The sequence below is a fragment of the Ottowia beijingensis genome (genome assembly GCF_042680925.1).
Lineage (GTDB): Bacteria > Pseudomonadota > Gammaproteobacteria > Burkholderiales > Burkholderiaceae_C > Ottowia > Ottowia beijingensis.
Map to the genome: position 1 here is coordinate 96,763 of NZ_JBHUEP010000012.1, position 23,562 is coordinate 120,324.

Here is a 23,562-nt window from a genome sequence, read left to right on the forward strand (position 1 = left end):
ACCGTGCAGGAATCGACCGTCCGGGGGTTCACTTCAGGTAGGCCTCAGCCACCGCCACCCAGTACGCCGCACCGACCGGCAGGTTCTTCTGGTCGAACACGTACATCGGGTGGTGCACGTTGGGCGTGTCGCCGTTGCCGACGAAGCAGTACACGCCCGGCACCTTCTGGGCGTAGAAGGCGAAGTCCTCGCTGCCCATGAAGGTGGGGCCAGGCGTGACGACGTTGTCGTCGCCCAGCACCTGCCGCGCGATGTCGATGCATTTGTCGGTGTTGGCCTCGTCGTTGATCAGGATGGCGCCCGGCTGGCCCTCGCGGATCTCGAACTTGACGTTGTACGCCTCGGCCGTGGCCTTGGTGATGGAGCGGATCTTGTCCAGCACCATCTGGCGCGTCTCGGGCTTGCGGGTGCGGGTGCTCATGCGCAGGATGGCGTTCTGCGGGATCACGTTGCCCGCGTTGCCCGCCAGGAACGCCCCGACGCTGACGACGGCGGCGTCCATCGGCGCCACGTTGCGCGAGACGATGGTCTGCAGCGACATCACCAGCGCCGCGCCGGCCACCAGCGGGTCGATGCTCTTTTCGGGCATGGAGCCGTGGCTGCCGACGCCGGTGAGTTCGATCTCCCAGTTGTCCACCGCGGCCATGATCGGGCCGCCGGTGAAGTGCAGCTTGCCCACCGGCAGGCCGGGCATGTTGTGCATGCCGAAGATCACGTCCATCGGAAACTTCTCGAACAGGCCGTCGGCGATCATGGCGGGCGCGCCGGCCATCACCTCCTCGGCGGGCTGGAAGATCACGTTCAGCGTGCCGTTGAAGTTCTTCGTCTTCGCCAGGTATTCGGCCGCGCCCAGCAGCATGGCGCTGTGCGCATCGTGCCCGCACATGTGCGACTTGCCTTCGATCTTGCTCTTGTACGGCAGGTCGGAACCCTCCTGCACCGGCAGGGCATCGGTGTCGGCGCGCAGCCCGATGCGGGCCTTGCCGTCGCCCACCTTGAGCTGGCCGACGACGCCCGTCTTGCCGATGCCCTCGGTCACTTCGTACCCCCATTCGCGCAGCTTGCCGGCGATGTAGGTGGCAGCGGTCTGCTCCTCGAAGGCCACGCCCGGGTTCTGATGCAGGTAGTGGAAGTGGCTTTCGATCTTGCCCTTGTCAGCGTTCACTTTTTCAAGGATGGCGGTCATTGGTCTATCTCCTGGAATCGATGTTTATGGAATGGGCTCGCGCCATGGCGGCGCGAGCCGGTCAGGCCATCAGGCCTTCTTGCCTTTCGGGATGGTGAGCATGATCGAGATCATGGCGAACACCACCATCAGCAGGTTGAAGCCGAGGGCGATGATGGCGGCCTCGCGGATGGCCACGTTGTCCTGGCGGCCGACGAAGGTGATCACGCCTTCCAGCCAGTGGATGCTGTCGTTGTTGGCGCGCAGGGCCGTGAAGATGGCCGCCGAGATGGCCACGCCGAAGGCGCCACCGAGCGAAGAAGCCATCTTGTAGATGCCCGAGCCCGAGCCGGCCTGTGCGGCGGGCAGGTTGGACAGCGCGGCGTCGGTCGAAGGCGTGGCGTAGAAGGCCAGGCCAATGCCGAACAGGATGTAGGCGATCACGGCCAGAACCTTGTAGTCGCCCAGCATGAGGTTGGTGGGCATCAGCAGGATGATCGACAGGCCCGTGATCAGGCAACCCCACATCATGGGTTTGCGCGAGCCGAAGCGCTGCAGCAACTTTTCACCCACGCGTATGAAGGCGATGATGGCGATGGCGTAGCCCAGCGTCAGCATGCCGGCCTGTTGCGCGTTCATGTTGCCACCCAGCTGCACCAGCTGCAGCGACACGATCAGCATGCCGGCCACGCCGTTGAGCATGAAGTTGGAGATGGTGGCGCCGGTGAAGATCTTGTTGTCGAACAGCTTGAAGTCGATGAACGGCTTGCCGGCCTTGCCTTCGGCCATGAAGAACAGCACGCCAGCCACCACGGTCAAGGCAGCAGCCGTCAGGATGAAGGGGCTCGTCCAGCCGAGCTTGTTGCCTTGCGTGATCACGATCTGCAGGCCCACCATGCCGACCATGAAGGTCACGATGCCGGCCAAGTCAAGCGTGGCGTTGCCGTCGCTGTCGACCTTGCTCTCGGGCGTGCCGCGGATCATCAGCATGCCCAGCACGGACACCGCCGCACAGGCAAAGAAGATCGAGCGCCAGCCGAAGTTCTGCGTCATCAGGCCGCCGAACAGCGCGCACAGGCCCGAGCCGCCCCACGAGCCGATCGACCACATCGACACCGCACGCTGGCGTTCGGCGCCGTCCCAATAGGTCTTCACCAAGGCCAGGCTGGCGGGCATGATGCAGGCCGCCGACACGCCCTGGATGGCGCGGCCGAGCATCAGGAACGGGGTGGACATGGCGCCCGTGGGCGTCAGGGCGATCATCAGCGCACCCACGATGCTGAGGATGAAACCCAGGTTCATGATGCGCACGCGCCCGATGCGGTCGGCCAGGCCGCCCATCACCACGATGAACATCCCCGAGAACAGGGACGTGATGGCCACGGCGATGTTCATCAGGTTGGCCTCGATGCCGAGGTCCTTCTGCATGTCGGGCGCGATGTTGAGCGTGGTCTGGGCAAACAGCCAGAACGCGATCACGCCCATGATCATGCCGAACAGCAGCTTGTCGTTGCCCTTGAAGGCGACGGCCTGGCTATTGCCGGCGGAAGCGGCGACGGTACTCATGTGTGAATCTCCTCGATTCGGTTTCAGACAAGGGGCGAGAAGCGGCAGGACGCCGCAGGGGCACAGGGCAAACAAGGCAGTCGAGCGCCGGGGACGCTGGCTGCGGTTCGGTCGGTGGCTGATGGCATCTGAAGGGCTCCCCTCTTGACAAGTTGAACTATTCAACAGTTGAAATGTTACGACCATCAGTTGCAATCTTCAACTTTCAGCCGCTGCTTCTTTGACGTGCATCAAACCGAGTGTGGCCGGCAAAAATGACAGCTGTTGCGGCCCGGCGACGATGGTCGGCAGCCGGCGCACTGCCCACCCACCGCCTGCAGGCCGGGCGCGAACGCACCACAATACGGGCATGACCAAAGCACTGAAAGACATCGCCTTCTCCATGCTCGACCTGGTGCCGGTGCGCGAGGGCCACAGCGTGGCCGACGCGCTGGCCGTGTCGCTGCAGACCGCGCAGCACGCCGAGCGCCTGGGCTTCACCCGTTACTGGCTGGCCGAGCACCACAACATGGCGGGCATCGCCAGTTCGGCCACCGCCGTGCTGGTGGGCCACATTGCCGGCGGCACGCAGCGCATCCGCGTCGGCTCGGGCGGGGTGATGCTGCCCAACCACCCGCCGCTGACGGTGGCCGAGAGCTTCGGTACCCTGGCCGAGCTGTACCCCGGCCGCATCGACCTGGGCCTGGGTCGCGCCCCCGGCACCGACCCGATGACCATGCGCGCGCTGCGCCGCGACCGCGTGGAGACGGTGGACGACTTCCCGCGCGACGTGGCCGAGCTGCAGCACCTGCTGGGCGAGCCCAGGGCGGGCCAGAAGCTGATCGCCAACCCCGGCGCCGGCACGCAGGTGCCCATCTGGCTGCTGGGCTCCAGCCTGTTCAGCGCCCAGCTGGCGGCCGAGCGCGGCCTGCCCTACGCCTTCGCCTCGCATTTCGCGCCGGCCATGCTGCTGCAGGCGATCGAGGTGTACCGGCGCGGCTTCAAGCCCTCGGCCCAGTGCGAAAAGCCTTACGTGATGATCGGCGTGCCGCTGGTGGCCGCGCCCAGCGACGCGGAAGCCACCTACCTGGCCAGCAGCATCTTCCAGCGCGTGCTGGGCATCCTGCGTGGCGCGCGCGGGCTGCTGCAGCCGCCGCAGGAGGGCTTCTTCGAGCGCCTGAGCGCGCAGGAGAAGGCCGGCATCGCCGACTTCCTGGCCTGCGCCGTCATCGGCTCGCCAGACACCGTGCGCCAGGGCCTGCAGGCGCTGGCCGCCGAGACCGGCTGCGACGAGATGATCTTCACCTGCGACCTCTACGACCCGGCGCTGCGCCTGCGCTCGCTCGACATCGCCGCCCAGGTGCGCCAGGGCGGCGTGACGGCCAGCACCACGGGCGCATGAAGCAGGCCGGCCCGCGCGCGGCCCTGTGCGCAGTGCTGCTCGCGTCCACCTGGCTGGCCGAAGGTTGCGCCGTGGCCAGCGCCACCGCCGGTGCCGCCATCTCGGTCACCGGCGCGGTGGTGTCCACCGGCGTCAGCCTGACGGGCAAGGCGATCGGTGCGGGCATCGATGCCATGTCGTCGAAGCCGGACGAGGCCGACGGCAGCGGCATCGTCATCCGCGAACGCATGGCACCGGCGCCCGAGGCGGCGCCACGCTGCACCCCCATCACGGGCGATGCCGCCCCTGCCGAGGGGATGGTGCACTGCCGCTGACCACGGATCACTACACTTTATATAGCTGCTTGCGCTTACTGGATAAGCGCCAGAGGCCAAAAACACCTGAAACCCATCACATGCCCACCCTGCCCCACAGCCCCGCCGCCGAGCGCAACCAGGGCCCCATCCTGGCCGTGCTGCGCGGCCTGCTGGGCGCCGAAGGCCGGGCGCTGGAGATTGCCAGCGGCACCGGCCAGCACGTCGCGCATTTCGCCGCCGCCCTGCCCGGCTGGCACTGGCAACCGACCGACGTGGACGACGCAGGCTTCGGCACCATCCGTGGCTGGGCCTTGCAGACCGGCGCCACCAACGTCGCCCGGCCGCGGCGGCTGGATGTGCTGGACGCCCCCTGGCCGTCCGACGGCGAGCCGTTTGCCGAGCCGTTCGACCTGGTCTACGCCGCCAACCTGCTGCACATCAGCCCCTGGCCTTGCTGCGCCGGGTTGATGGCCGGCGCCGCCCGTCACCTCGCGCCCGAGGGGCACCTGGTGGTGTACGGCCCCTTCATCGAGCACGGCGTGCCCACCGCCCCCAGCAACCTGGCCTTCGACGCCGACTTGCGCCGCCGCCGCCCCGCCTGGGGCTTGCGCCAGCTGGACGAGGTGCAGCGCACGGCGCAGGCGGCGGGGCTGCAGCTCACCCAGCGCCACGCCCTGCCGGCCAACAACCTGCTGCTGGTGTTCGGGCGCCATCGCTAAAATCCGCGCCATCGGGTGGCACGGCCACTCCTGAATCAATAGCTGCTCGCGCCCACCACCTATGGACCATCCTGGCAATCTCTTCGTCGTCGCTGCGCCCAGCGGATCGGGCAAATCCACCCTGGTCAATGCGCTGCTGGAGGTCGACGCCGGCGTGGCGCCCTCCATCTCGCACACCACGCGCGCGCCGCGCGGGCAAGAGAAGGACGGCCGCGAGTACTTCTTCATCAGCAACGAGGCGTTCGACGCCAAGATCGCCGCCGGCGACTTCCTCGAATGGGCGCTGGTGCACGGCAACCGCTACGGCACCTCGCGCCAGGCCATCGAGGCGCGCATCGCCGCCGGCGGCGACGTGGTGCTGGAGATCGACTGGCAGGGCGCGCTGCAGATCCAGAAGCTGTTTCCCGACGCCATCCTGGTGTTCGTGCTGCCGCCCAGCTGGGAAGAACTGCGCTCGCGCCTGACCCGCCGCGGCGAGGACGCGCCCGACGTGATCGAACTGCGGCTGGCCAATGCCCGCGAAGAGCTGGCGCAGGCCCAGCACTTCGACTTCGTTATAATCAATGAGGTATTTGAACGTGCGCTTTTCGACCTGAAAACCATTGTTCACGCGCAGCGCCTGCGCTACATCGCCCAGAAAAGCGCCCGCGCCGACACCTTCCAAGCCCTCGGCATCGCCTGACACCTCCCGGAGAGACCGCCCCCATGGCCCGCATCACTGTCGAAGACTGCCTCGAGCAGATCCCCAACCGTTTCCAGCTGGTGCTGGCCGCCACCTACCGCGCCCGCATGCTGAGCCAGGGCCACACGCCCAAGATCGAAACGCGCAACAAACCCGGCGTGACCGCGCTGCGCGAGATCGCCGCCGGCAAGGTGGGCCTGGAAATGCTCAAGAAAGTGCCCTGAAAGTTACCGAGCACCGCTCAACGGCTGCCAGCGCCTGTCGCTTCCAGCCCAGCAAAGGCGCCCCGCGGGGCGCCTTTCTCGTTGCAGCTGCACAAATTGGTGACAGCCCGGTTAAATTAGGGGCCATGGGATCCGTCATGCCGCCGATCATCGAGCAGCCCATGGCCGCCGCCAACGCCGCCGCTGCCAGCTTTGCCGCACTCGAGGCCAAGCTCGATTACCTGGATCCGGCCGACGTCGAACTGGTGCGCCGCGCCTACCGCTTTGCCGACCAGGCGCATCTGGGCCAGTTGCGCCACAGCGGCGAGCCCTACATCACCCACCCCATCGCCGTGGCGGCGCAATGCACCGAATGGAAGCTGGACGCCCACGCCCTGATGGCCGCGCTGCTGCACGACGCGATGGAAGACTGCGGCGTGACCAAGGCCGACCTGGTGGAGGAGTTCGGCGCCCCGGTGGCCGAGCTGGTCGATGGCCTCACCAAGCTCGACAAATTGCAGTTCAGCACGCGCGAGGAAGGCCAGGCCGAATCCTTCCGCAAGATGCTGCTGGCCATGGCGCGCGACGTGCGCGTGATCCTGGTCAAGCTGGCCGACCGCCTGCACAACATGCGCACCATAGGCGACATGCCGCGCAGCAAATGGGGCCGCATCAGCACCGAAACCATCGAGATCTACGCCCCCATCGCCCACCGCCTGGGCCTGAACCAGGCCTACCGCGAGCTGCAGGACCTGGCCTTCCGCCACCTCAAGCCGTGGCGCTACGTGGTGCTGGCCAAGGCCGTGCACAAGGCGCGCCAGCGCCGGCGCGACCTGATCCAGAAGGTGCAGGCCGAGGTGCTGGCCGCGCTGACCGATGCCGGCCTGACGGCGCACATCATCGGCCGCGAGAAGACGCTCTACTCCATCTACCGCAAGATGGACGACAAGCACCTGTCGTTCGCGCAGGTGAACGATTTGTACGGCGTGCGCGTGGTGCTGCTCAACACCATCAGCTGCTACACCGCGCTGGGCCTGCTGCACCAGCTGTACAAGCCGGTGCCGGGCCGCTTCAAGGACTACATCGCCATCCCCAAGGTCAACGGCTACCAGTCGCTGCACACCACGCTGGTGGGGCCGGCCAGCATCAACATCGAGTTCCAGATCCGCACCGACGCCATGGACCTGGTGGCCGAGGCCGGCGTGGCCGCGCACTGGCTGTACAAGGCCGGCAAGACCGAGGGCGGCGACGAGCTGGGCACCAAGTGGCTGCAGTCGCTGCTCGACATCCAGAACGAGACGCGCGACGCCACCGAGTTCTGGGAGCACATCAAGGTCGATCTCGTGCCCGACGCGGTCTACATGTTCACGCCCAAGGGCCAGATCATGGCGCTGCCGCAGGGCGCCACGGTGGTCGATTTCGCCTACGCCATCCACAGCAACATCGGTGACCACGCCGTGGCCGCCAAGGTCAATGGCGAGCAGGTGCCGCTGCGCACCGAGCTGCACAACGGCGACGTGATCGAGATCATCACCGCGCCCGTCTCCACCCCCAACCCGGCGTGGCTGGGCTTCGTGCGCACAGGCCGCGCTCGCTCGCGCATCCGCAGTCACCTGAAGGGGCTGGCGCAGAACGAGTCGCGCGAACTGGGCGAGAAGCTGCTGGCGCAGGCGCTGCGCGCCGAAGGCGTGGGCCAGCCGCCCGGCCAGGAGGAAACCGACAAGCCGCTGTGGGACAAGCTGCTGCGCTTCACCGGCAACCGCACGCGCGAGGAAATGATGACCGACATCGGCCTGGGCAAGCGCAGCGCCAACATGGTGGCCAAGCGCCTGGTCACCATGCTGGCGGCCAGCGGCGTGCGGCCCGACGCGCTGATGCTGACCCACGCGCGCTACACGGCGCACGAGAACCTGTCGCAAGGCGCCGTGATCCTGGACGGCGCGCCCAACACCACGGTGAAGTACGCCACCTGCTGCCGCCCCATCCCCGGCGACGGCGTGCTGGGCTACCTGGGCCGCGGCGAAGGCCTGGTGGTGCACACCGACGACTGCGCCGTGGCGCGCCGCCTGCAGAACAAGGACGCCGAGCGCTTCATCACCGTGGCCTGGGCCGACGAGCCGGTGCGCAACTTCGAGGTCGGCGTGGTCGTCACCGTGGTCAACGGCAAGGGCGTGCTGGCCCGCGTGGCCGCCGCCATGGCCGCGGCCGAGGCCGACATCGTGCACATGGGCATGACCGACGAAGCCGCGCAGGACGCGCTGGACCTGCGCTTCGTCATCACCGTGCGCGACCGCGAGCACCTCGACACCGTGCTGCGCCACCTGCGGCGCACGCAGTCGGTGCTGCGCGCGGCGCGCATCATGCCGGCGGCGGGTTGATTCCGCACATACTCCCCAACTACCTGGCCGCTAGCGCCCGTGTGACGGGCGCAACAAGCCTATACTCCCCATGAGATGTTCGGCGGAGAGAATTCCCACGCAGCCTGCAGCCTGCGTCGCTACGCCGGCCCGGCCGGCGCCGGGTACGCCACCGCCAGCACCTCGATCTCCTTCACGCCCGCGGGCGTCGGCAGTTGCAGCACGTCGCCCACGCGCGCGCGCAGCAGGGTGCGGGCGATGGGGCTGATCCAACTCACCTCGCCCTGGCTGTTGTCCACCTCGTCGATGCCCTTGATGGTGACGCTGCGCTCGGCGCTGTCGTCATCGGCATAGGTCACGCGCGCGCCGAAGAACACCTGCTCGCCGCCATGGTGCACGCTCGGGTCGGTCACCTCGGCCACCTCCAGCCGCTTGGTCAGAAAGCGGATGCGGCGGTCGATCTCGCGCAGGCGCTTCTTGCCGTACAGGTAGTCGCCGTTCTCGCTGCGGTCGCCGTTCTTGGCCGCCCAGTGCACGGTCTCCACCACCTTCGGCCGCTCGTCGTCGATCAGCGTCAGCAATTCGCCGCGCAGGCGCGCATAGCCCTGCGGCGTGATGTAGTTCTTGCCGCCCACAGGCAGCGGCGGCAGTGCGATGTCGTCATCATCGTCGCCGCCATCGGTCTCGCGGGTGAAGGCCTTGCTCACGGATCGAGCCCTTCCTGCCTCAAGCCATGGTCACGATGGCTTGCCCTGGGTGTAGAAGCTGCCCACGAAGGGCGTGCTGGGCAGCGTCAGGCGGGCGCCGCCTCTGCCGTGCGCACGCCCATCGGCTGGCTGGCGCGGGGGCTTTTGCAGCAGGCGTTCGATCGCGGCCACGCTGGTGTTCTTGGGCGCGGCCGTCTCGACGGCGCCGAAGGTCTCGGTCCACAGGCCATGCAGTTCGTCCCAGGTCAGGTCGGGCATGCCCGAAACCTTCTGGCGGTTCAGCCAGTGGCGCCAGCACGGCGTGTGGTAGCTCGCGTCCTGCATGCAAATCGATTCGCCGTCGTAGTTCGGCCATTCGGGGAGGGTGATGTTTCCTTTGATTTCGTGACTCATGCCCCCACATATAGGGGCACTTGTCCCGATTTCAAACCGGGCGGCTTTTGTGTGGCTGCCAGACGCTGCCGCCGCGTGGCGCCACCGCCGGCGCGCAGCGTAAGATGCCGCGAAAAATCCACGCCGGTGGGCCGGCCACATCAGCGCCGGCCCCGCCCGGCCGGGCCGTGACATGAGCAGAGCCGTACCGCCAGAACCCACCCCCGCCGCACAAGCCCCCAGCGCCGGCGCCGCCCACACGCCGATGATGGCGCAGTATCTGCGCCTGAAGGCCGACTTCCCTGACACCCTGCTGTTCTACCGCATGGGTGACTTCTACGAGATGTTCTACGCCGACGCCGAACGAGCCGCGGCGCTGCTCGACATCACGCTCACCACGCGCGGCCAGTCGGCCGGGCAACCGATTCCGATGGCGGGCGTGCCCTTCCATTCGGTCGAAGGCTATCTGGCGCGCCTGATCAAGCTGGGCGAATCGGTGGCCATCTGCGAGCAGGTGGGCGACGTGGCCACCAGCAAAGGCCCGGTGGAGCGCAAGGTGGTGCGCGTGGTCACGCCCGGCACGCTGACAGACAGCGAACTGCTGAGCGACAAGAGCGAATCCATCCTGCTGGCCTTGCACGCGGGGCCACGCAACCGCTGCGGCCTGGCCTGGCTGGCGGTAACGCAGGGCCAGGTGCACCTGGCCGAATGCGCGGCCGACGAACTGCCCGGCTGGCTGGAGCGCGTGGCGCCCAGCGAGCTGCTGCTGCCCCAGGACGCCACGCCCGCCTTCGAGCAGCGCCTGAAGGACGTGCGCCCCGCCGCGGGCCGCGCACCCGCCCTCACCCACCGGCCCGAATTCCAGTTCGACGCCGCCCTGGGCCGCCGCAAGCTGCTGGCGCAGTTGCAGACCGCCAGCCTGGCCGCCTGGAACGCCGAAGACCTGCCCCACGCCCACGCCGCCGCCGCCGCGCTGCTCACGTATGCCGAGCACACGCAGGGCCGCGCGCTGACGCACGTGCGCGGCGTGATGGTCGAGCGGCCGGGTGAGCTAATCGACCTGCCCGCCACCACGCGCCGCAACCTGGAACTGGTACAGACGCTGCGCGGCGAGGACGCACCCACCGTGTTCTCGCTGCTCGACACCTGCATGACCGGCATGGGCAGCCGCCTGCTGAAAAGCTGGCTGCTGGCGCCCGCGCGCGACCGGGCCCAGGCCAGCGCGCGCCTGCAGGCCATCGGCGCGCTGCGCGACGGCTTGTGGCAGAAGCTGCGCGCGCAGCTCAAGGGCACCAGCGACGTGGAGCGCATCAGCGCCCGCCTGGCCTTGAACCAGGTGCGCCCGCGCGAGTTGGTGGCGTTGCGCCACGCACTACAAAAACATGAGCTTCTGGCGCTGGTGGGACGGGCGCCAGAGCCACTTTTGGCTCAAATCTCCGCCGACCTGGCACCGCCCGCCGAAGCGCTCGATCTGCTGCGCACCGCGCTGCTCGACGAACCCGCGGCGCTGATCCGCGACGGTGGCGTGATCGCGCCGGGGCTGGACGCCGAACTGGACGAACTGCGCGCCATCTCGGAAAACTGCGACGCCTTCCTGATCGACCTGGAAGCGCGCGAGCGCCAGCGCACCGGCATCCATAACCTGCGCGTGCAGTTCAACAAGGTGCACGGCTTCTACATCGAGGTCACGCAAGGCCAGGCCTCGAAAGTGCCCGACGACTACCGCCGCCGCCAGACGCTGAAGAACGCCGAGCGCTTCATCACGCCCGAACTCAAGGCCTTCGAGGACAAGGCCCTGAGCGCGCAGGAGCGCGCCCTGGCGCGCGAGAAATGGCTGTACGAGCACCTGCTGGCCGAACTGCAGCCGCACGTGCCGCAGCTCACCCGCTTTGCCCGCGCCATCGCGGCGCTGGATGCGCTGAGCGCGCTGGCCGAGCGCTCGCTCACGCTGAACTGGTGCGCGCCGCAATTCGTGCGCGAACCCTGCATCGAGATCCGCGCCGGCCGCCACCCGGTGGTCGAAGCGCGCCTGGCCGAGACCAGCGGCACGCCCTTCATCGCCAACGATACGGTGCTCGGCCCCAAGACCCGCATGCAGGTCATCACCGGCCCCAACATGGGTGGCAAGAGCACCTACATGCGGCAGGTGGCGCTGATCGTGCTGCTGGCGTCGATGGGCTCGTACGTGCCGGCGCAGAGCTGCCGCCTCGGCCCCATCGACGCCATCCACACCCGCATCGGCGCCGCCGACGACCTGGCCAACGCGCAGTCCACCTTCATGCTCGAGATGACCGAGGCGGCGCAGATCCTGCACACGGCCACGCGCGAATCGCTGGTGCTGATGGACGAGATCGGCCGCGGCACCAGCACCTTCGACGGCCTGGCGCTGGCCAGCGGCATCGCGGCGCAGCTGCACGACAGGCTGCAGTGCTTCACGCTGTTCGCCACGCACTATTTCGAGCTGACCGAGTTTCCGGGCACGCACCACGCGGCCGTCAACGTGCACGTGGCCGCCGCCGAAAGCGGTCACGACATCGTGTTCCTGCACGAGCTGCAGCCCGGCCCGGCCAGCCGCAGCTACGGCATCCAGGTGGCGCGACTGGCCGGCGTGCCGGCGCCGGTGGTCAACCATGCGCGGCATGTGCTGAGCGCGCTGGAGCAAGGCGCCAGCGCCAGCCAGGCACAGGTCGATCTGTTCGCGCCGCCGCCCGCCGCCGCGCCGGCCGAGCCCAGCGCCGTAGAATCCGCCCTCGCCCGCATCGACCCCGATGCCCTGAGCCCGCGCGACGCCCTGGACGCGCTTTACCAGCTCAAATCGCTTGCAGCCAAGGCCTGACGGGCGCAAGCAGCTACATACTCCATAGCAAAATGACCTACTGCTGCGCCATCAAAGTCAACGCAGGCATGGTGTTCCTGTCGGATTCGCGCACCAATGCGGGTGTCGACGCCATCAGCACCTTCCGCAAGATGCTGATCTACGAACGCGCCGGCGACCGCTTCATGGTGATGCTGTCGGCCGGCAACCTGTCGATCTCGCAGTCGGTGCGCGAGATCCTGCAGACCGAATCCGTGCGAGACCCGGAGAGCGGCGACCCGATCACGATCTGGAACGCCCGCAGCATGTTCGACGCCGCCCAGGTGCTGGGCGCGGCGGTGCGCCACATCAACCAGCGCGACGGCGCGGCGCTGCGGCAGGCGGGGCTCGAATTCAACGTGTCGCTGATCCTGGGCGGGCAGATCGCGGGTGAAGGCATGCGCCTGTTCCTGGTGTATTCGGCCGGCAACTTCATCGAGGCCACCACCGAGACGCCGTTCTTCCAGATCGGCGAATCGAAATACGGCAAGCCCGTGCTCGACCGCGTGGTCGAGCCCGAGATGCCGCTGGACGAAGCCACCAAGTGCGCGCTGGTGTCGATGGATTCGACCATGATGTCCAACCTGTCGGTCGGCCTGCCGCTCGACCTGGTGGTGTACGAAGCGGGTGCGCTGGCCAGCGACCGCGTGGTCTGCATCGACCAGGAGAACCCCTACTTCGAGATGCTGCACAAGAGCTGGGGCCAGCGCCTGCGCCAGGTGTTCGACAGCATCGAGGACCCGCAATGGAACGGCGAAGCGACCGACGTGCCGCTCAAGGTGTGCTCGACGCGCCACCCGCCGCTGAAGAAGATCACCCAGGCCGACGAGCGGCTGATCTGAATTTCAAGCCAAATCGGGCCGCAGCGCGCGCCGGTAAAGCGCTGCCAGCAACAGTATTGATAGCAAGGTGAGCAGCGGCCCGGCCCAGGCCAGGGCCTCGATCCAGGGCTGTGCCAGGCGCACATCGGGGTAGCGCGCCAGGCCCGTGGCCAGCGCCAGCGTGTTGTTCAGGCTGTGCAGCAGGATCGGCGCGCTGATCGAGCCCGTAAGCTCGTACGCCAGCACCAGCACCAGGCCCACGCCCACCAGTTGCCACAGTTGCTGGGCCTGCCCCTCGCCGCCGTGCGCCCAGGCAAACAGCCCGGCCGACACCGCCGCGCCCACGGCCACGCCCCAGCCCAGCGGCCCATGCCGCGCCAGGCCATCGCGCAGGCTGCGGTAGATGAGGCCGCGGAACAGCAGCTCCTCGCCCAGCGGTGCCAGGGCCACGATGCACAGCACCAGCGCCAGGTCGAACACCGTGTCGTGCCCCAGGCCGAAGCTGCGCATCACGGTGGCCGAGGCCTGCGCGGCGGCGGGGTCGACGGCCTCGATGGCCTCGACCACGGCGAAGGTGACCACCGCGAGCACCGCCACCACCACCGCCGTGCGCCACGGCCGCGCCGGCACCCAGCCCCAGTCTGCCGCCAGGGCGCGCCGGCCGATGGCCCACGGCACCGCCAGCGCCACCGCGATGAACATCAGGAACTGCGCCACCTGCCCCCACACGCCCACCCAGCCCAGCAGCACCAGCGCGAACAGCAGCCCCAGCGACAGCGCCACGCCCACCACCGCATACCACCAGCGCCAGTGGCCCACGGGCAGCGCGCTCCAGCGCGGTTGCGGGCGCGGGGGTGCGAAGGGCGGGCGACGTGGCATGGCGGGGTGGAAAGAAAGACGGCATTGAAACATGGCCGCAGCCAGCGCCCCGGCCGATGCGGTGTAATCCAGGGTTCGACCTTTCGCCTTGCAGTGTCTCGTTCATGTCCGCCATCGTCTTCTCTCACGGCAACAGCTTTCCGGCCAGCACCTACCGCGTCATGCTCGACAGCCTGCGCGCGCGCGGCTACCAGGTCAGCGCCATCGAGAAATACGGCCACGACCCCGCCTATCCCGTCACCGACAGCTGGCCGCACCTGGTGCGCCAGCTGGCCGACTTCGCCGCCCAGCGCCAGCAGGAAGCGGGCGGCCAGCCGCTGTGGCTGGTGGGCCATTCGCTGGGCGGCATCCTGAGCCTGATGTGCGCGGCGCGCCACCCCACGCTGGCGCGCGGCGTGCTGATGCTGGATTCGCCCCTCATCGCCGGCTGGCGCGCCGGCGCCATGGGCGTGGTCAAGCGCACGGCGCTGATGAAGCGCCTCTCGCCCAGCCTGGTCAGCCGCCGCCGGCGCGACCAGTGGGAAAGCCGCGAGGCCGTGTTCGAGCACTTCCGCGGCAAGAAGATGTTTGCCGCCTGGCACGAACAGGTGCTGCACGATTACGTCGACCACGGCACCTTCGACGCCGATGGCACCTGGCGCCTGGCCTTCGACCGCGAGGTCGAATCCGCCATCTACGACACGCTGCCGCACCAGATCGGCGCGCTCCTGCGCGAACACCCGCTGCAATGCCCGGTGGCCTTCGTCGGCGGCCTGGCCTCGGTCGAGATGAAGCAGGCGGGCGGACTGGATTCGATCGCCGAGCTCACGCAAGGCCGCGTGATGATGCTGGACGGCTCGCACCTGTTCCCCATGGAAAAGCCGCTGGCCACCGCCGCCGCCGTGGAAGCCAGCCTGCGCGGGCTGGACGATTCGGCGCGTGGCGTGTGAATGTCACGCTCTGGCGGCGCGAGGGCACCGCCGGCGGGGCCGTTGCGCGGCCCGCCACCCTGGAATCGGCTGTGATGATTTCGTATGACTTCCGGCGTGCCGTTTGGCACCCGCACCAGGGATTGCTGCATGGCTGAATGGAGTGTGTTGTTCATGGGGCCGGTGGGCGCGGGCAAGACCACCGCCATCCACACGCTGTCCGACATCGAGGTGGTGCATACCGAGGCACGCGCCACCGACGCCACGCGCCATCTCAAGGCCACCACCACGGTGTCGATGGACGTCGGCGTGCTGCACCTGCCAGGCAACGACAAGCTGCGCCTGTACGGCGCGCCGGGCCAGGACCGCTTCGACTTCATGTGGGACATCCTGCTGGAGCAGGCCAAGGCGGCCATCGTGCTCGTCAACCACGCCGCGCCCCACCCCGAGCGCGACCTGGCCCTGTACATGCGCAACATCGCCGAGCGCCTGGGCCAGCGGCCGCTGCCGCTGGTGGTGGGCGTGACGCATGCCGACCGCCAGCCAGACCGGCCCCTCAGCATCTACGACGACTGCCTGATCCCCCCGCCCCACGTGCCCGCCCACAGCCGCGTACCGCTGCTGCAGCTGGATGCGCGCGACCGGGCGCAGGTGCGCGCGCTGCTGATGGCGGCGGTCGGCCTGCTGGAACAGAGCCGCACGGCGACCGCCTGACTCAGCCGCCCGCCGGTGGAACGCCGGCACCCTGAACCCCCCGCACCCTGAACGCCAGGCTGATGCGCGGCCCCAGCGGCGCGCTGCATTTGGGAATGCCGTGGTCGTGCGTGCGCTGCGCCGCGTGGCTCATCACCAGCACGCTGCCCGGCGCCAGCCGCACCCGCTGCGCACTGCCCCCGCGCTTGGGCTTGATCAGCATGTCGCGCGCCGCGCCCAGCGACAGGATGGCGATGGGCTGGCCTGGCGCCAGGTCGTGGATGCGGTCGTTGTGCATGGCCACGCTGTCGCGCCCGTCGCGGTACAGGTTGAGCCCGGCGCGCGTGTAAGGCGCCGGCGCCACGGCCTGCACGGCGGCCAGCGCGGCGTCGATGCAGGCGGGGCGCTCGGGGTCGTTCAGGGCCACGCTGGCCATCAGGCGCGGCACATCGACGATGCGGTCGTACATCGGCCGCCGCTCGCTGCGCCAGGGCACCAGCGGCAGCAATGCGGCAAACCAGCCGGCCACCACCTCTTCGGGCACGCAGGCCGGGTGGTAGCGGATGCCGCCTTCGGCGTCGTGCACCAGTTGCACAGCCTCGTCGGCGAACAGAGAATACTGTGATTGCATCCAGTGATGCTAGCGCTGCGCGCTGAGGTGCGCAAGCTTGTTGACGACTTGATGCCGGCGATGGAGCAGGTCAGAGGGAACGCGCCGCATCGCGGCCCAGGCCGCTCCTGCGAAAGCGGCTCCACCACATACTCCCAATGCATCATGCCTCTGCCGCTGATGTGATGGGCGCTGAAATCATATACTCCCCCATTAATGCCACTGTCTTTCGATGCAACCCTGACCCGTCGGGAGCGGGCTTGCCCGCGATGGGAAGCGCGTCGACGACACCCGCGCTGCCCGCGCGCCCAAGCCGCCCTACCCCGCCGAGCGCAAAACCATCAGCTCGCCGAACGGCAGCGCCTCGGCCGGCCAGCCCGCCGCGCTGCCCGGCACCCGCACGCCGCGCGACAGCAGCAGCGCCGCACGCATCACGCCGGCGTGGGTAACCCACAGCGCATCGGCCCCGCTGGCACGCCAGTCGTCCCACGCCGCGCCGACGCGCTCCATCAGTGCCCGCACCGTCTCGGCGCCCGCCGCCGGTGGCGTGTCGGCAAACCCGGCCAGCCAGCGGTCGAATTCGGCGCGCGGAATGTCGGCCCAGCGGCGGCCCTCCCAACTGCCGAAGTCCATCTCGCGCAGCCGGGCATCGGTTTGCAGCACCAGATCGGGCCGCAGCCCTTGCAGAGCCAGCGCGAGGCGCTCACAACGCTGTAGCGGCGAGGTCAGCACGGTGAGCCCTCGCGGCAGCCGCGCCGCCAGGGCCTCGGCCGCTGCGCGCGTCTCGATGTCGTCGGCCCGCAAGTCGGTGGCGCCGTAGCACAGCCCACTTTCGGCCAGCACCGGCGCATGGCGCGCAAGCCAGAGCGTGGCCTGGCGCATCACGGCCATGCCAGCGCGAAGCCCAGGTACAGCGCCAGTTCACACACCTGCTGCGTGGCCCCCAGCGTGTCGCCGGTGAAGCCCTGCAGGCGCCGCCGCAGCAGCCGCAGCATGAACGCCAGCGCCGCCGCCCACAGCAGCAGCGACGCTATCAGACCAAGAGCACCCTGCGCTTGCCAGATGAGCGCCAGCGCCGGAATCGACCACAAACACCCGATGCCGAAGCCGCGCCCCGTCACCGCCTCGGCGATGGGCTTGGCCTTGGCGTGGGCGGCGTCGCTCACGTAGGGCAGCGAACGCATCACCACCAGCGGCGCCAGCCGCGACAGCGCATGGGCGGCCAGCAGCGCCGCCGCCGCCGGCCAGGCGCCGCGCTGGGCGATCAGCGCCAGCAGCGCCACCTTCAGCACCAGGGCCAGCAGCAGCGCCACGGTGCCGTAGCTGCCGATGCGCGAGTCCTTCATGATCTCCAGCGCCCGCTCGCGCGTCAGCCCGCCGCCCAGGCCGTCGGCGGTGTCGGCCAGGCCGTCCTCATGGAAGGCGCCGGTGATCCACACCGTGGCGATGGTCGCCAGCACGGCCGCCACCAGCGCGCCCAGCGGCCCCGCCGGCAGCCAGGCCAGCGCGCCCGCCATCACCAGCGCCGCCACGCCGCCCACCACCCAGCCCACGCCCGGAAAGTGAGCGCTGCTGGCGTGCAACATGGCCGGGCTGTAGCCCACCCACGCGGCCAGCCGCCCGGTGACCGGAATGCGGGTGAAAAACTGCAGGGCGAGCAGGAAGTGACGCAGTGCGGTCATGGGCTGGACAGCTCGGACACGGCGCGTTTCAGCGCCCTGCCGCTTCCTGATCGATCGCCTGCTGCACCGCGCGGTAGAAGGCCTCGCGCGCGGCCATGGCGGTGGCGTCGAGCGCGCCACCGGCCCAGTTGGCGTTGGCGACGATCACCAGTTGCCGCTTCGGATCGATGAAGATGCCCTGCCCGAAGATGCCGCGCGCGCTGAAGCTGCCGTCGTCATACGTCCACCATTGGTAGCCATAGCCGCGCCCGGGCACGCCGATGTCGGCCTGCTTGTACGTGGCCTGTTCGAGCCAGCCCTCGGGCACGATCGAGTGAAGGCCCCCACGCTCCGCGGCGGCGCCTGCTGTGCGGCCCCCCAAGGGAGCCGCACCCGGCCCTGGGAGCGACCCGGCGGCTGGCTCGCCGCTCACCCGCGCGCCTTCCAGGATGAACTGGCCAAAGCGCGCGTAGTCGCGCGGCGCCGCCTGAATGCAGCAGCCGCTGATCTCGCGGCCGGTCTTGCTCAGCAGCCAGGTGGCGGGCGCGGCCATGCCGGCGGGTTGCCAGATCTTTTCCTGCAGGTATTGCGCCAGCGGCTTGCCCGTGGCCTGGCTGACCAGGATGCCGATCAGATTGGTCTCGCCGGTGCTGTAGTTCCAGCGCGTGCCGGGCGGCGCGGCGCGTGGCAGGCGGCGCAGGTAGCTCAGCAGCGCGTCGGCGCCGGGTTCGGGCTGGTGGTTGTTGAAGCGGGCTACGTCGGAGTGGGGGTCGCCGTAGTCCTCGTTCCACTGCACGCCCGAGGTCATGCTGAGCAGCTGGGCCACGCTCACGTCGTCGTAGGCCGAGCCCTTCAGCTCCGGCACGTAGGCACTGACCTTGTCGTCCATGCTTTTGATGGCGCCATCGCGCAGCGCCGCGCCGACCAGGGTGGAAGTAAACGACTTGGCGACCGAGAAGCTGGTCCAGCGGCCGTCGCCGTCGAAGCCCAGGCCGTAGCGCTCCAGCCGCAGCTGGCCGACCTGCACGATCAGCAGCGCCGCGCTGCGCTGGCCGGCCATGTAGGCGTCAACGTCCAGCGGCAGCTTCAGCGGCGGGCCGGGCGGCAAGGGCCGCGGGCTGGCGCCGGGCACGATGGTGTGCCACTTGGCCAGCAGCGGGATGCGGTCCAGCGCGCGGAAGGCCGCATCGCGCTGCGGCACGCTCCAGAACAGCAGGTCGCGGTTGGTGGGCACGGTGGCGAGCAGGCCGCGCGTTTCCTTGTCCAGGCTGAACCACACGCCCGCGGTGGCGAGGATCACCACCAGCAGCAGGCCGAGGCCGATTCGTTTCAGCGTTCTTTTCATCAGGCTCATTCCATGCCCGGGGCGGGCGCGTGCATGGTAGCCGCGCTCAGGCCTTGTCCGACACACCGGCCGACTCGAAGCTGGCCATTTCGTTCAGGATCGCGCACGCGCTCACCAGCAGCGGCCAGGCCAGTGCCGCGCCGCTGCCCTCGCCCACGCGCAGACCCATGTCGATCAGCGGCTCGGCCCCCAGCAATTGCAGCAGGCGCGCGTGGCCGCGCTCGTCGCTGCGGTGCGCGAACACGCAGCGCTGCAGCACGTGCGGCGCGATCTTCGATGCCACCAGCACGGCGGCACTGGCGATGAAGCCATCGACCACCACCACGCGCCGCTCGCTCGCGGCCTGCAACACGCTGCCCACCATGGTGGCGATCTCGAAGCCGCCCAGCGCGGCCAGCACGGCCAGCGGCGCGGTGGCGCCCGCGTTGGCGGCCAGCGCCTCGCGCAGCACCGCGGTCTTGCGCGCGATGCCGGCCGCGTCGAGCCCCGTGCCGGCGCCCGTCACCTCGGCCACGTCGATGCCGCCCAGCCGCGCCGTCAGCAGCGCCGCGGGGCTGGTGTTGCCGATGCCCATCTCGCCCAGCAGCAGCGCATTGCCGGGCAGCCCCTTCACCAGTTCGATGCCGTTGGCCAGGGCCTGCCCGCATTGCGCGGCGCTCATCGCCGGGCCGACGGAGCAATCCGCCGTGCCGGGCGCAATCTTGGCGGTGTGCAGGCCCGGCGCGGCGTCGAAGTCGCGCCGCACGCCGCAATCGACCACCGTCTGCGCGATGCCGTGCTGGCGCGCCAGCACGCTCACCGCCGCGCCGCCGGCCACAAAGTTGCCCACCATCTGCCCCGTCACGTCGCTCGGGTAGGCCGACACGCCGCGCGCCGCGATGCCGTGGTCGGCGGCGAACACCACCAGCTGTGGCTTGTCGAGGCGCGGCTCGGTCGTGCCCAGGATCGCGCCCAGCCGCTCGGCCAGGGCCGCCAGCCGGCCCAGGGCGCCGTGGGGCACGGTCTTGCGGTCGATCTTGTGGCGCAGGGCGGCGGCGAGCGCGGGGTCGTGCAGGTCGGGCACAGGGGGGAGATTCAGGGACATCGCTTCTTTGGGAATGACAGGAAATTTCAGGGCGCGATCAGCGCGTCGAGCACGCCGGGGGCGCAGGCCTGCGCCAGCGTATCGACCAGGCGGTCGAACACGTCATCGAGCGACGGCGCCCGCGCACCGAACAGCGCGCGCAGCACCGCCGCGTCCTCGAACAGGCCGTGCAGGTAGCAGCCCATCACGTTGCCGGCGGCGTTCTGCCAGGCCAGGCCGGGGATGACTTCGCGCGCCACGTCGCCCTTGGCCGCCATGGCCGGGTGCTGGGCGGTCTGGCCGCTGTGGATTTCGTAGCCGCTCACGGGCACGCCCGACAGCGCCCCCCAAGCGCCCGCCAGTTCACCAAAGCGCGTCGTGGTCCGACGCACGGTTTTCTGCGGCTCGAAGCTGGTGACCAGCGGCAGCAGGCCCAGGCCGGGGGCGTTGCCCTGGCTTTCAACGCCGTGCACGTCGATCAACGCCTCGCCCAGCATCTGCAGGCCGCCGCAGACGCCCAGCACGCGCCCGCCTGTCGCGGCGTGGGCGGCGATGGCGGCATCCAGCCCTTGCGCGCGCAGCCAGGCCAGATCGGCCGCGGTGGCCTTGCTGCCGGGCAGCACGATGGTGTCGGCGCCGTGCAGCGCGGCGGGCGTGCGCGCCCAGCTCAGCGTGACGCCGGGCACGTTCTTCAGCGGCTGGAATTCGTCTAGGTTGCTGATGCGGGGGGTGGCGACGATGGCGATGTGGGTGATGGGCGGGGCACCCTCACCCCGGCCCTCTCCCGCCAGCGGGAGAGGGAGGAAATCCACGGAGCCAGGCACGCGCGCCGGGCTGGCTCCCTCGCCCCTTTGGGGAGAGGGCTGGGGTGAGGGGCCGGCGGCGCCGATGGCTGGCGCGGTCTGCCCCCACCCCAACCCTCCCCCAGCGGGGGAGGGGGCGCCCTCACCCCCGCCCTCTCCCGCCAGCGGGAGAGGGAGCAAGTCCATGTCGCCGCCCAAACGCGCGGGGCCCACTCCCTCGCCCCTTTGGGGTGAGGGGCCAGCGGCGCCCATGGGTGGCGCTGCCGGCCCCCAGCCCAACCCTCCCCCACTGGGGGAGGGAGCATGCCAGGCCCGGTCATCGAACACGCCATCTTCCTCCGGCAAACCGTGCCCGAAACGCATCGGCACCACGGCGACGGTGGGCACGCCGGTCAACTCCTCCAACTGCTCGGGCGCCGGTGCCAGCAGCGCCGCGTCACCCCTGAACTTGTTCAGCACGAAGCCGGCGATGCGCGCGCGATCATCCTCGGGCAGCAGCGCCCAGGTGCCGTACAGGTGCGCGAAGGCGCCGCCGCGGTCGATGTCAGTCACGAGCAGGCAGCGCGCGTTGGCATGCCGCGCCACGCGCAGGTTCACCACGTCGCTGGCCATCAGGTTGATCTCGGCCGGCGAGCCGGCGCCTTCGATCACCACCACATCGTTTTCGGCGATCAGCGCATCCAGCGCGGCGGCGATGTGCGGCCACACGCGCTCGCTGCGGCCGCGCCAGGGCAGGTCGGTCAGCTCGCAGTTCACCTGCCCCATCAGCACCACCTGGCTGCGCGTGTCGGCCTCGGGCTTGAGCAGCAGCGGGTTCATGCGCACGTCGGGCTCGGCGCGCGCAGCCAGGGCCTGGAAGTACTGGGCTGAGCCGATCTCGCCCAGAGGGGCGCCGGCGCCCTCGGCACGCGCAGCTGGCCCCCACCCCAACCCTCCCCCAACGGGGGAGGGAGCGCCCTCACCCATACTTTCTCCCGCAGGCGGGAGAGGGAGCAAGTCCATGTCGCCGCCCAAACGCGCGGGGCCCACTCCCTCGCCCCTTTGGGGAGAGGGCTGGGGTGAGGGGCCAGCGGCGCCCGTAGGTGGCGCTGCCAGCCCCCACCCTCCCCCAGCGGACGAGGGAGCCACGCCCCCCGCCACCACGCGCGCGTTGTTGCTCATGTTCTGCGCCTTGAACGGCGCTACCTTCAGGCCCTGGTTGGCGTAGTGGCGGCACAGCGCGGTGGCGATCCAGCTCTTGCCCGCGCCACTGCTCGTGCCCAGCACCATGATGCAGCGGGCGGTCATGCCATGTCCTTTCGAGTCACATCGTCCAACGCAGCCATCAACGCATCCTGCACCGCCGGCGCCACCACCGCCATGCGCACCCTGCCGGGCAGGCCGAAGCTGGCGCAGTCGCGCAGCTTGATGCCTTGCGCGCGCAGCGCAGTCAACAGCGGATTCAAGCCAAATCGACCTTCAACGCCCGCTCCATCTGCGCCAGCAGCTACCAAAAAGTTAGCAGCACTGGCCGCCACCCGCCAGCCGGCGGCTTGCAGCAAGTCGATCTGGCGCGCCTTCCAGCCGCGCAGCGTGGCGCGGCAGTCCTGCAGCCAGTCGTGCGCATCCACCGTGGCCCAGGCTTGCAGCAGCGCCACGCCGTGCGCGCCCACGGGCCACGAAGGCGCCAGCGCGTGCAGGCGCGCCAGCAAGGCCGCGTCGGCACCCCGCGGCGCAATCGCGTAGGCCGCGCGCACGCCCGTCAGGCCCAGCGCCTTGTTGGGGGTGACGAGGCGCCACACGCGGTCCTGCGCCGCCGCGTCCAGCGCCAGCGCACCGGCCAGGCGCAGCGGCTCGTAGGCCTGGTCGAGCACCAGCGCCTGCCCCCGCCGCAGCGCCGCCACCTGATCGGCCAGGCCCGCGTGCGGCTGGCCCAGCGGGCTGGACGGGTCGCACGCCCACAGCAGCGCGGCATCGGTGGGATGGTCCACCCGCGCCAGCCCCGCCGCCTGCGCCGCGCGGGCGTAGTCGCCATAGGCGTGCGCGGGCAGCCAGACACGCGCGCCCGGCGCCTGCAGGGCGACGGCCACGCTGATGCGCTGGATGAACTCGCTGCCGCTGGCCGCCAGCACGATGCGCGCCGGCGCCACGCCGTGCCAGGCCGCCAGCTGCACGGTGAGCGCGGTGTAGGCCGGGTCGGGGTAGTGCCGCGCATCGGCCACCCGCAGCGCCTGCACGGCGGGTGCGTAGGGGCCGCAGGCATTGGCGTTGGTCGACAAGTCGTGCGCCGGCACGCCCAGTGCGTCGGGGCCGCCGTGCGTGGGCGGGCTCATCACTTCGTTATTCATAGCTGCCTGCGCTTGACTGGCGGGCGCTGGAGCCCGAAAACGCTTGAAAACCGTCGTAGGAGCGGCGGCAGCCGTGAATCAGCGCACCCATGCATAACGGCACCTTTTCGCGGCTGCCGCCGCTCCTACGGCACCCCGCCATCGCCCGCC

At 69.7% G+C, this 23,562-nt stretch carries 22 protein-coding genes; 10 read left to right on the forward strand and 12 right to left on the reverse strand.

All coding sequences use genetic code 11. The annotated features are described in order from the left end of the window. Positions 1 to 28 precede the first annotated feature (28 nt). The gene (locus ACFSCU_RS15965; protein ID WP_180549240.1) at positions 29 to 1,186 is read right to left on the reverse strand and encodes a M20 aminoacylase family protein; all 1,158 of its coding nucleotides are present in this window, start codon (positions 1,184 to 1,186) and stop codon (positions 29 to 31) included. A 69-nt stretch (positions 1,187 to 1,255) separates the two neighbouring features. Further along, positions 1,256 to 2,731, reverse strand: coding sequence for an MFS transporter (locus tag ACFSCU_RS15970; protein WP_180549241.1), 1,476 nt, complete (start codon positions 2,729 to 2,731; stop codon positions 1,256 to 1,258). Between the two features lie 349 nt (positions 2,732 to 3,080). On the opposite strand from ACFSCU_RS15970, the gene ACFSCU_RS15975 reads away from it, so the two are divergent. From ACFSCU_RS15975 to ACFSCU_RS16000, 6 genes are all read left to right on the forward strand, one after another. Further along, complete coding sequence (locus tag ACFSCU_RS15975) at positions 3,081 to 4,112, forward strand: LLM class flavin-dependent oxidoreductase (protein ID WP_180549242.1); 1,032 nt, start codon at positions 3,081 to 3,083, stop codon at positions 4,110 to 4,112. Continuing rightward, the gene (locus tag ACFSCU_RS15980; RefSeq protein ID WP_333706922.1) at positions 4,109 to 4,426 is read left to right on the forward strand and encodes a hypothetical protein; all 318 of its coding nucleotides are present in this window, start codon (positions 4,109 to 4,111) and stop codon (positions 4,424 to 4,426) included. The genes ACFSCU_RS15975 and ACFSCU_RS15980 overlap by 4 nt, the downstream gene beginning before the upstream one ends. 80 nt (positions 4,427 to 4,506) lie before the next feature. Continuing rightward, positions 4,507 to 5,127 (forward strand): DUF938 domain-containing protein, encoded by a 621-nt coding sequence (locus ACFSCU_RS15985; protein WP_377561138.1) that lies wholly within the window; start codon positions 4,507 to 4,509, stop codon positions 5,125 to 5,127. 61 nt (positions 5,128 to 5,188) lie between these two features. Beyond that, the gene (gene gmk / locus ACFSCU_RS15990; protein ID WP_333706924.1) at positions 5,189 to 5,809 is read left to right on the forward strand and encodes a guanylate kinase; all 621 of its coding nucleotides are present in this window, start codon (positions 5,189 to 5,191) and stop codon (positions 5,807 to 5,809) included. A 23-nt stretch (positions 5,810 to 5,832) separates the two neighbouring features. Then, complete coding sequence (gene rpoZ / locus ACFSCU_RS15995) at positions 5,833 to 6,033, forward strand: DNA-directed RNA polymerase subunit omega (RefSeq protein WP_180551632.1); 201 nt, start codon at positions 5,833 to 5,835, stop codon at positions 6,031 to 6,033. Positions 6,034 to 6,158: 125 nt separating this feature from the next. Continuing rightward, positions 6,159 to 8,390: a RelA/SpoT family protein gene (locus tag ACFSCU_RS16000; protein ID WP_180549244.1), complete on the forward strand. Its 2,232-nt coding sequence runs from the start codon at positions 6,159 to 6,161 to the stop codon at positions 8,388 to 8,390. Positions 8,391 to 8,509: 119 nt separating this feature from the next. On the opposite strand, the gene greB is transcribed toward ACFSCU_RS16000, so the two are convergent. Next, a complete protein-coding gene (greB, locus tag ACFSCU_RS16005) occupies positions 8,510 to 9,076 on the reverse strand; it encodes a transcription elongation factor GreB (RefSeq protein ID WP_180549245.1) in 567 nt (188 codons plus the stop codon). Between the two features lie 30 nt (positions 9,077 to 9,106). Continuing rightward, positions 9,107 to 9,469, reverse strand: coding sequence for a hypothetical protein (locus ACFSCU_RS16010; protein WP_180549246.1), 363 nt, complete (start codon positions 9,467 to 9,469; stop codon positions 9,107 to 9,109). Between the two features lie 172 nt (positions 9,470 to 9,641). On the opposite strand from ACFSCU_RS16010, the gene mutS reads away from it, so the two are divergent. Further along, entirely contained in the window at positions 9,642 to 12,284 is a 2,643-nt protein-coding gene (gene mutS / locus ACFSCU_RS16015; RefSeq protein ID WP_377561139.1) for a DNA mismatch repair protein MutS, read from the forward strand. Positions 12,285 to 12,316: 32 nt separating this feature from the next. After that, on the forward strand, positions 12,317 to 13,144 hold the full coding sequence (locus ACFSCU_RS16020) for a proteasome-type protease (RefSeq protein WP_180549247.1): 828 nt from the start codon (positions 12,317 to 12,319) through the stop codon (positions 13,142 to 13,144). Between the two features lie 3 nt (positions 13,145 to 13,147). Here ACFSCU_RS16020 and ACFSCU_RS16025 read toward each other — a convergent pair whose 3' ends face one another. Continuing rightward, a complete protein-coding gene (locus ACFSCU_RS16025) occupies positions 13,148 to 14,002 on the reverse strand; it encodes a CPBP family intramembrane glutamic endopeptidase (protein WP_180549248.1) in 855 nt (284 codons plus the stop codon). A 104-nt stretch (positions 14,003 to 14,106) separates the two neighbouring features. Here ACFSCU_RS16025 and ACFSCU_RS16030 point away from each other — a divergent pair, with 104 nt between their 5' ends. Both ACFSCU_RS16030 and ACFSCU_RS16035 read left to right on the forward strand, forming a co-directional pair. Beyond that, positions 14,107 to 14,931 carry an alpha/beta fold hydrolase gene (locus ACFSCU_RS16030; RefSeq protein ID WP_180549249.1) on the forward strand — a complete coding sequence of 275 codons (825 nt, stop codon included), beginning with the start codon at positions 14,107 to 14,109 and terminating at the stop codon, positions 14,929 to 14,931. A 129-nt stretch (positions 14,932 to 15,060) separates the two neighbouring features. Further along, positions 15,061 to 15,624 carry a GTP-binding protein gene (locus ACFSCU_RS16035; protein WP_377561140.1) on the forward strand — a complete coding sequence of 188 codons (564 nt, stop codon included), beginning with the start codon at positions 15,061 to 15,063 and terminating at the stop codon, positions 15,622 to 15,624. 1 nt (position 15,625) lies between these two features. Here ACFSCU_RS16035 and ACFSCU_RS16040 read toward each other — a convergent pair whose 3' ends face one another. The 7 genes from ACFSCU_RS16040 to ACFSCU_RS16070 all read right to left on the reverse strand — a co-directional run bounded on the left by ACFSCU_RS16040 (position 15,626) and on the right by ACFSCU_RS16070 (position 23,397). Next, a complete protein-coding gene (locus ACFSCU_RS16040; RefSeq protein ID WP_377561141.1) occupies positions 15,626 to 16,234 on the reverse strand; it encodes an alpha-ketoglutarate-dependent dioxygenase AlkB in 609 nt (202 codons plus the stop codon). Between the two features lie 297 nt (positions 16,235 to 16,531). Next, positions 16,532 to 17,104 carry a histidine phosphatase family protein gene (locus tag ACFSCU_RS16045; protein WP_257645539.1) on the reverse strand — a complete coding sequence of 191 codons (573 nt, stop codon included), beginning with the start codon at positions 17,102 to 17,104 and terminating at the stop codon, positions 16,532 to 16,534. Beyond that, positions 17,095 to 17,895: an adenosylcobinamide-GDP ribazoletransferase gene (locus ACFSCU_RS16050; RefSeq protein ID WP_180549252.1), complete on the reverse strand. Its 801-nt coding sequence runs from the start codon at positions 17,893 to 17,895 to the stop codon at positions 17,095 to 17,097. Before ACFSCU_RS16050 ends, ACFSCU_RS16045 begins: the two co-directional genes overlap by 10 nt. 28 nt (positions 17,896 to 17,923) lie before the next feature. Further along, positions 17,924 to 19,219: a serine hydrolase domain-containing protein gene (locus ACFSCU_RS16055; protein ID WP_377561142.1), complete on the reverse strand. Its 1,296-nt coding sequence runs from the start codon at positions 19,217 to 19,219 to the stop codon at positions 17,924 to 17,926. 46 nt (positions 19,220 to 19,265) lie between these two features. Then, positions 19,266 to 20,303, reverse strand: a complete 1,038-nt coding sequence (cobT, locus tag ACFSCU_RS16060) for a nicotinate-nucleotide--dimethylbenzimidazole phosphoribosyltransferase (RefSeq protein ID WP_377561143.1) — start codon at positions 20,301 to 20,303, stop codon at positions 19,266 to 19,268. A 26-nt stretch (positions 20,304 to 20,329) separates the two neighbouring features. After that, positions 20,330 to 22,372 carry a cobyric acid synthase gene (locus tag ACFSCU_RS16065; protein WP_377561144.1) on the reverse strand — a complete coding sequence of 681 codons (2,043 nt, stop codon included), beginning with the start codon at positions 22,370 to 22,372 and terminating at the stop codon, positions 20,330 to 20,332. After that, positions 22,369 to 23,397 (reverse strand): aminotransferase class I/II-fold pyridoxal phosphate-dependent enzyme, encoded by a 1,029-nt coding sequence (locus ACFSCU_RS16070; RefSeq protein ID WP_180549253.1) that lies wholly within the window; start codon positions 23,395 to 23,397, stop codon positions 22,369 to 22,371. Before ACFSCU_RS16070 ends, ACFSCU_RS16065 begins: the two co-directional genes overlap by 4 nt. Positions 23,398 to 23,562: the final 165 nt, after the last annotated feature.

Coding starts and splice junctions, on each gene's coding strand:
- ACFSCU_RS15965 (WP_180549240.1), bottom strand. CDS start 1,186: ATGACCGCCATCCTTGAAAAAGTGAACGCTGACAAGGGCAAGATCGAA.
- ACFSCU_RS15970 (WP_180549241.1), bottom strand. CDS start 2,731: ATGAGTACCGTCGCCGCTTCCGCCGGCAATAGCCAGGCCGTCGCCTTC.
- ACFSCU_RS15975 (WP_180549242.1), top strand. CDS start 3,081: ATGACCAAAGCACTGAAAGACATCGCCTTCTCCATGCTCGACCTGGTG.
- ACFSCU_RS15980 (WP_333706922.1), top strand. CDS start 4,109: ATGAAGCAGGCCGGCCCGCGCGCGGCCCTGTGCGCAGTGCTGCTCGCG.
- ACFSCU_RS15985 (WP_377561138.1), top strand. CDS start 4,507: ATGCCCACCCTGCCCCACAGCCCCGCCGCCGAGCGCAACCAGGGCCCC.
- gmk (WP_333706924.1), top strand. CDS start 5,189: ATGGACCATCCTGGCAATCTCTTCGTCGTCGCTGCGCCCAGCGGATCG.
- rpoZ (WP_180551632.1), top strand. CDS start 5,833: ATGGCCCGCATCACTGTCGAAGACTGCCTCGAGCAGATCCCCAACCGT.
- ACFSCU_RS16000 (WP_180549244.1), top strand. CDS start 6,159: ATGGGATCCGTCATGCCGCCGATCATCGAGCAGCCCATGGCCGCCGCC.
- ACFSCU_RS16010 (WP_180549246.1), bottom strand. CDS start 9,469: ATGAGTCACGAAATCAAAGGAAACATCACCCTCCCCGAATGGCCGAAC.
- mutS (WP_377561139.1), top strand. CDS start 9,642: ATGAGCAGAGCCGTACCGCCAGAACCCACCCCCGCCGCACAAGCCCCC.
- ACFSCU_RS16020 (WP_180549247.1), top strand. CDS start 12,317: ATGACCTACTGCTGCGCCATCAAAGTCAACGCAGGCATGGTGTTCCTG.
- ACFSCU_RS16025 (WP_180549248.1), bottom strand. CDS start 14,002: ATGCCACGTCGCCCGCCCTTCGCACCCCCGCGCCCGCAACCGCGCTGG.
- ACFSCU_RS16030 (WP_180549249.1), top strand. CDS start 14,107: ATGTCCGCCATCGTCTTCTCTCACGGCAACAGCTTTCCGGCCAGCACC.
- ACFSCU_RS16035 (WP_377561140.1), top strand. CDS start 15,061: ATGGCTGAATGGAGTGTGTTGTTCATGGGGCCGGTGGGCGCGGGCAAG.
- ACFSCU_RS16040 (WP_377561141.1), bottom strand. CDS start 16,234: ATGCAATCACAGTATTCTCTGTTCGCCGACGAGGCTGTGCAACTGGTG.
- ACFSCU_RS16045 (WP_257645539.1), bottom strand. CDS start 17,104: ATGGCCGTGATGCGCCAGGCCACGCTCTGGCTTGCGCGCCATGCGCCG.
- ACFSCU_RS16050 (WP_180549252.1), bottom strand. CDS start 17,895: ATGACCGCACTGCGTCACTTCCTGCTCGCCCTGCAGTTTTTCACCCGC.
- ACFSCU_RS16055 (WP_377561142.1), bottom strand. CDS start 19,219: ATGAAAAGAACGCTGAAACGAATCGGCCTCGGCCTGCTGCTGGTGGTG.
- cobT (WP_377561143.1), bottom strand. CDS start 20,303: ATGTCCCTGAATCTCCCCCCTGTGCCCGACCTGCACGACCCCGCGCTC.
- ACFSCU_RS16065 (WP_377561144.1), bottom strand. CDS start 22,372: ATGACCGCCCGCTGCATCATGGTGCTGGGCACGAGCAGTGGCGCGGGC.
- ACFSCU_RS16070 (WP_180549253.1), bottom strand. CDS start 23,397: ATGAGCCCGCCCACGCACGGCGGCCCCGACGCACTGGGCGTGCCGGCG.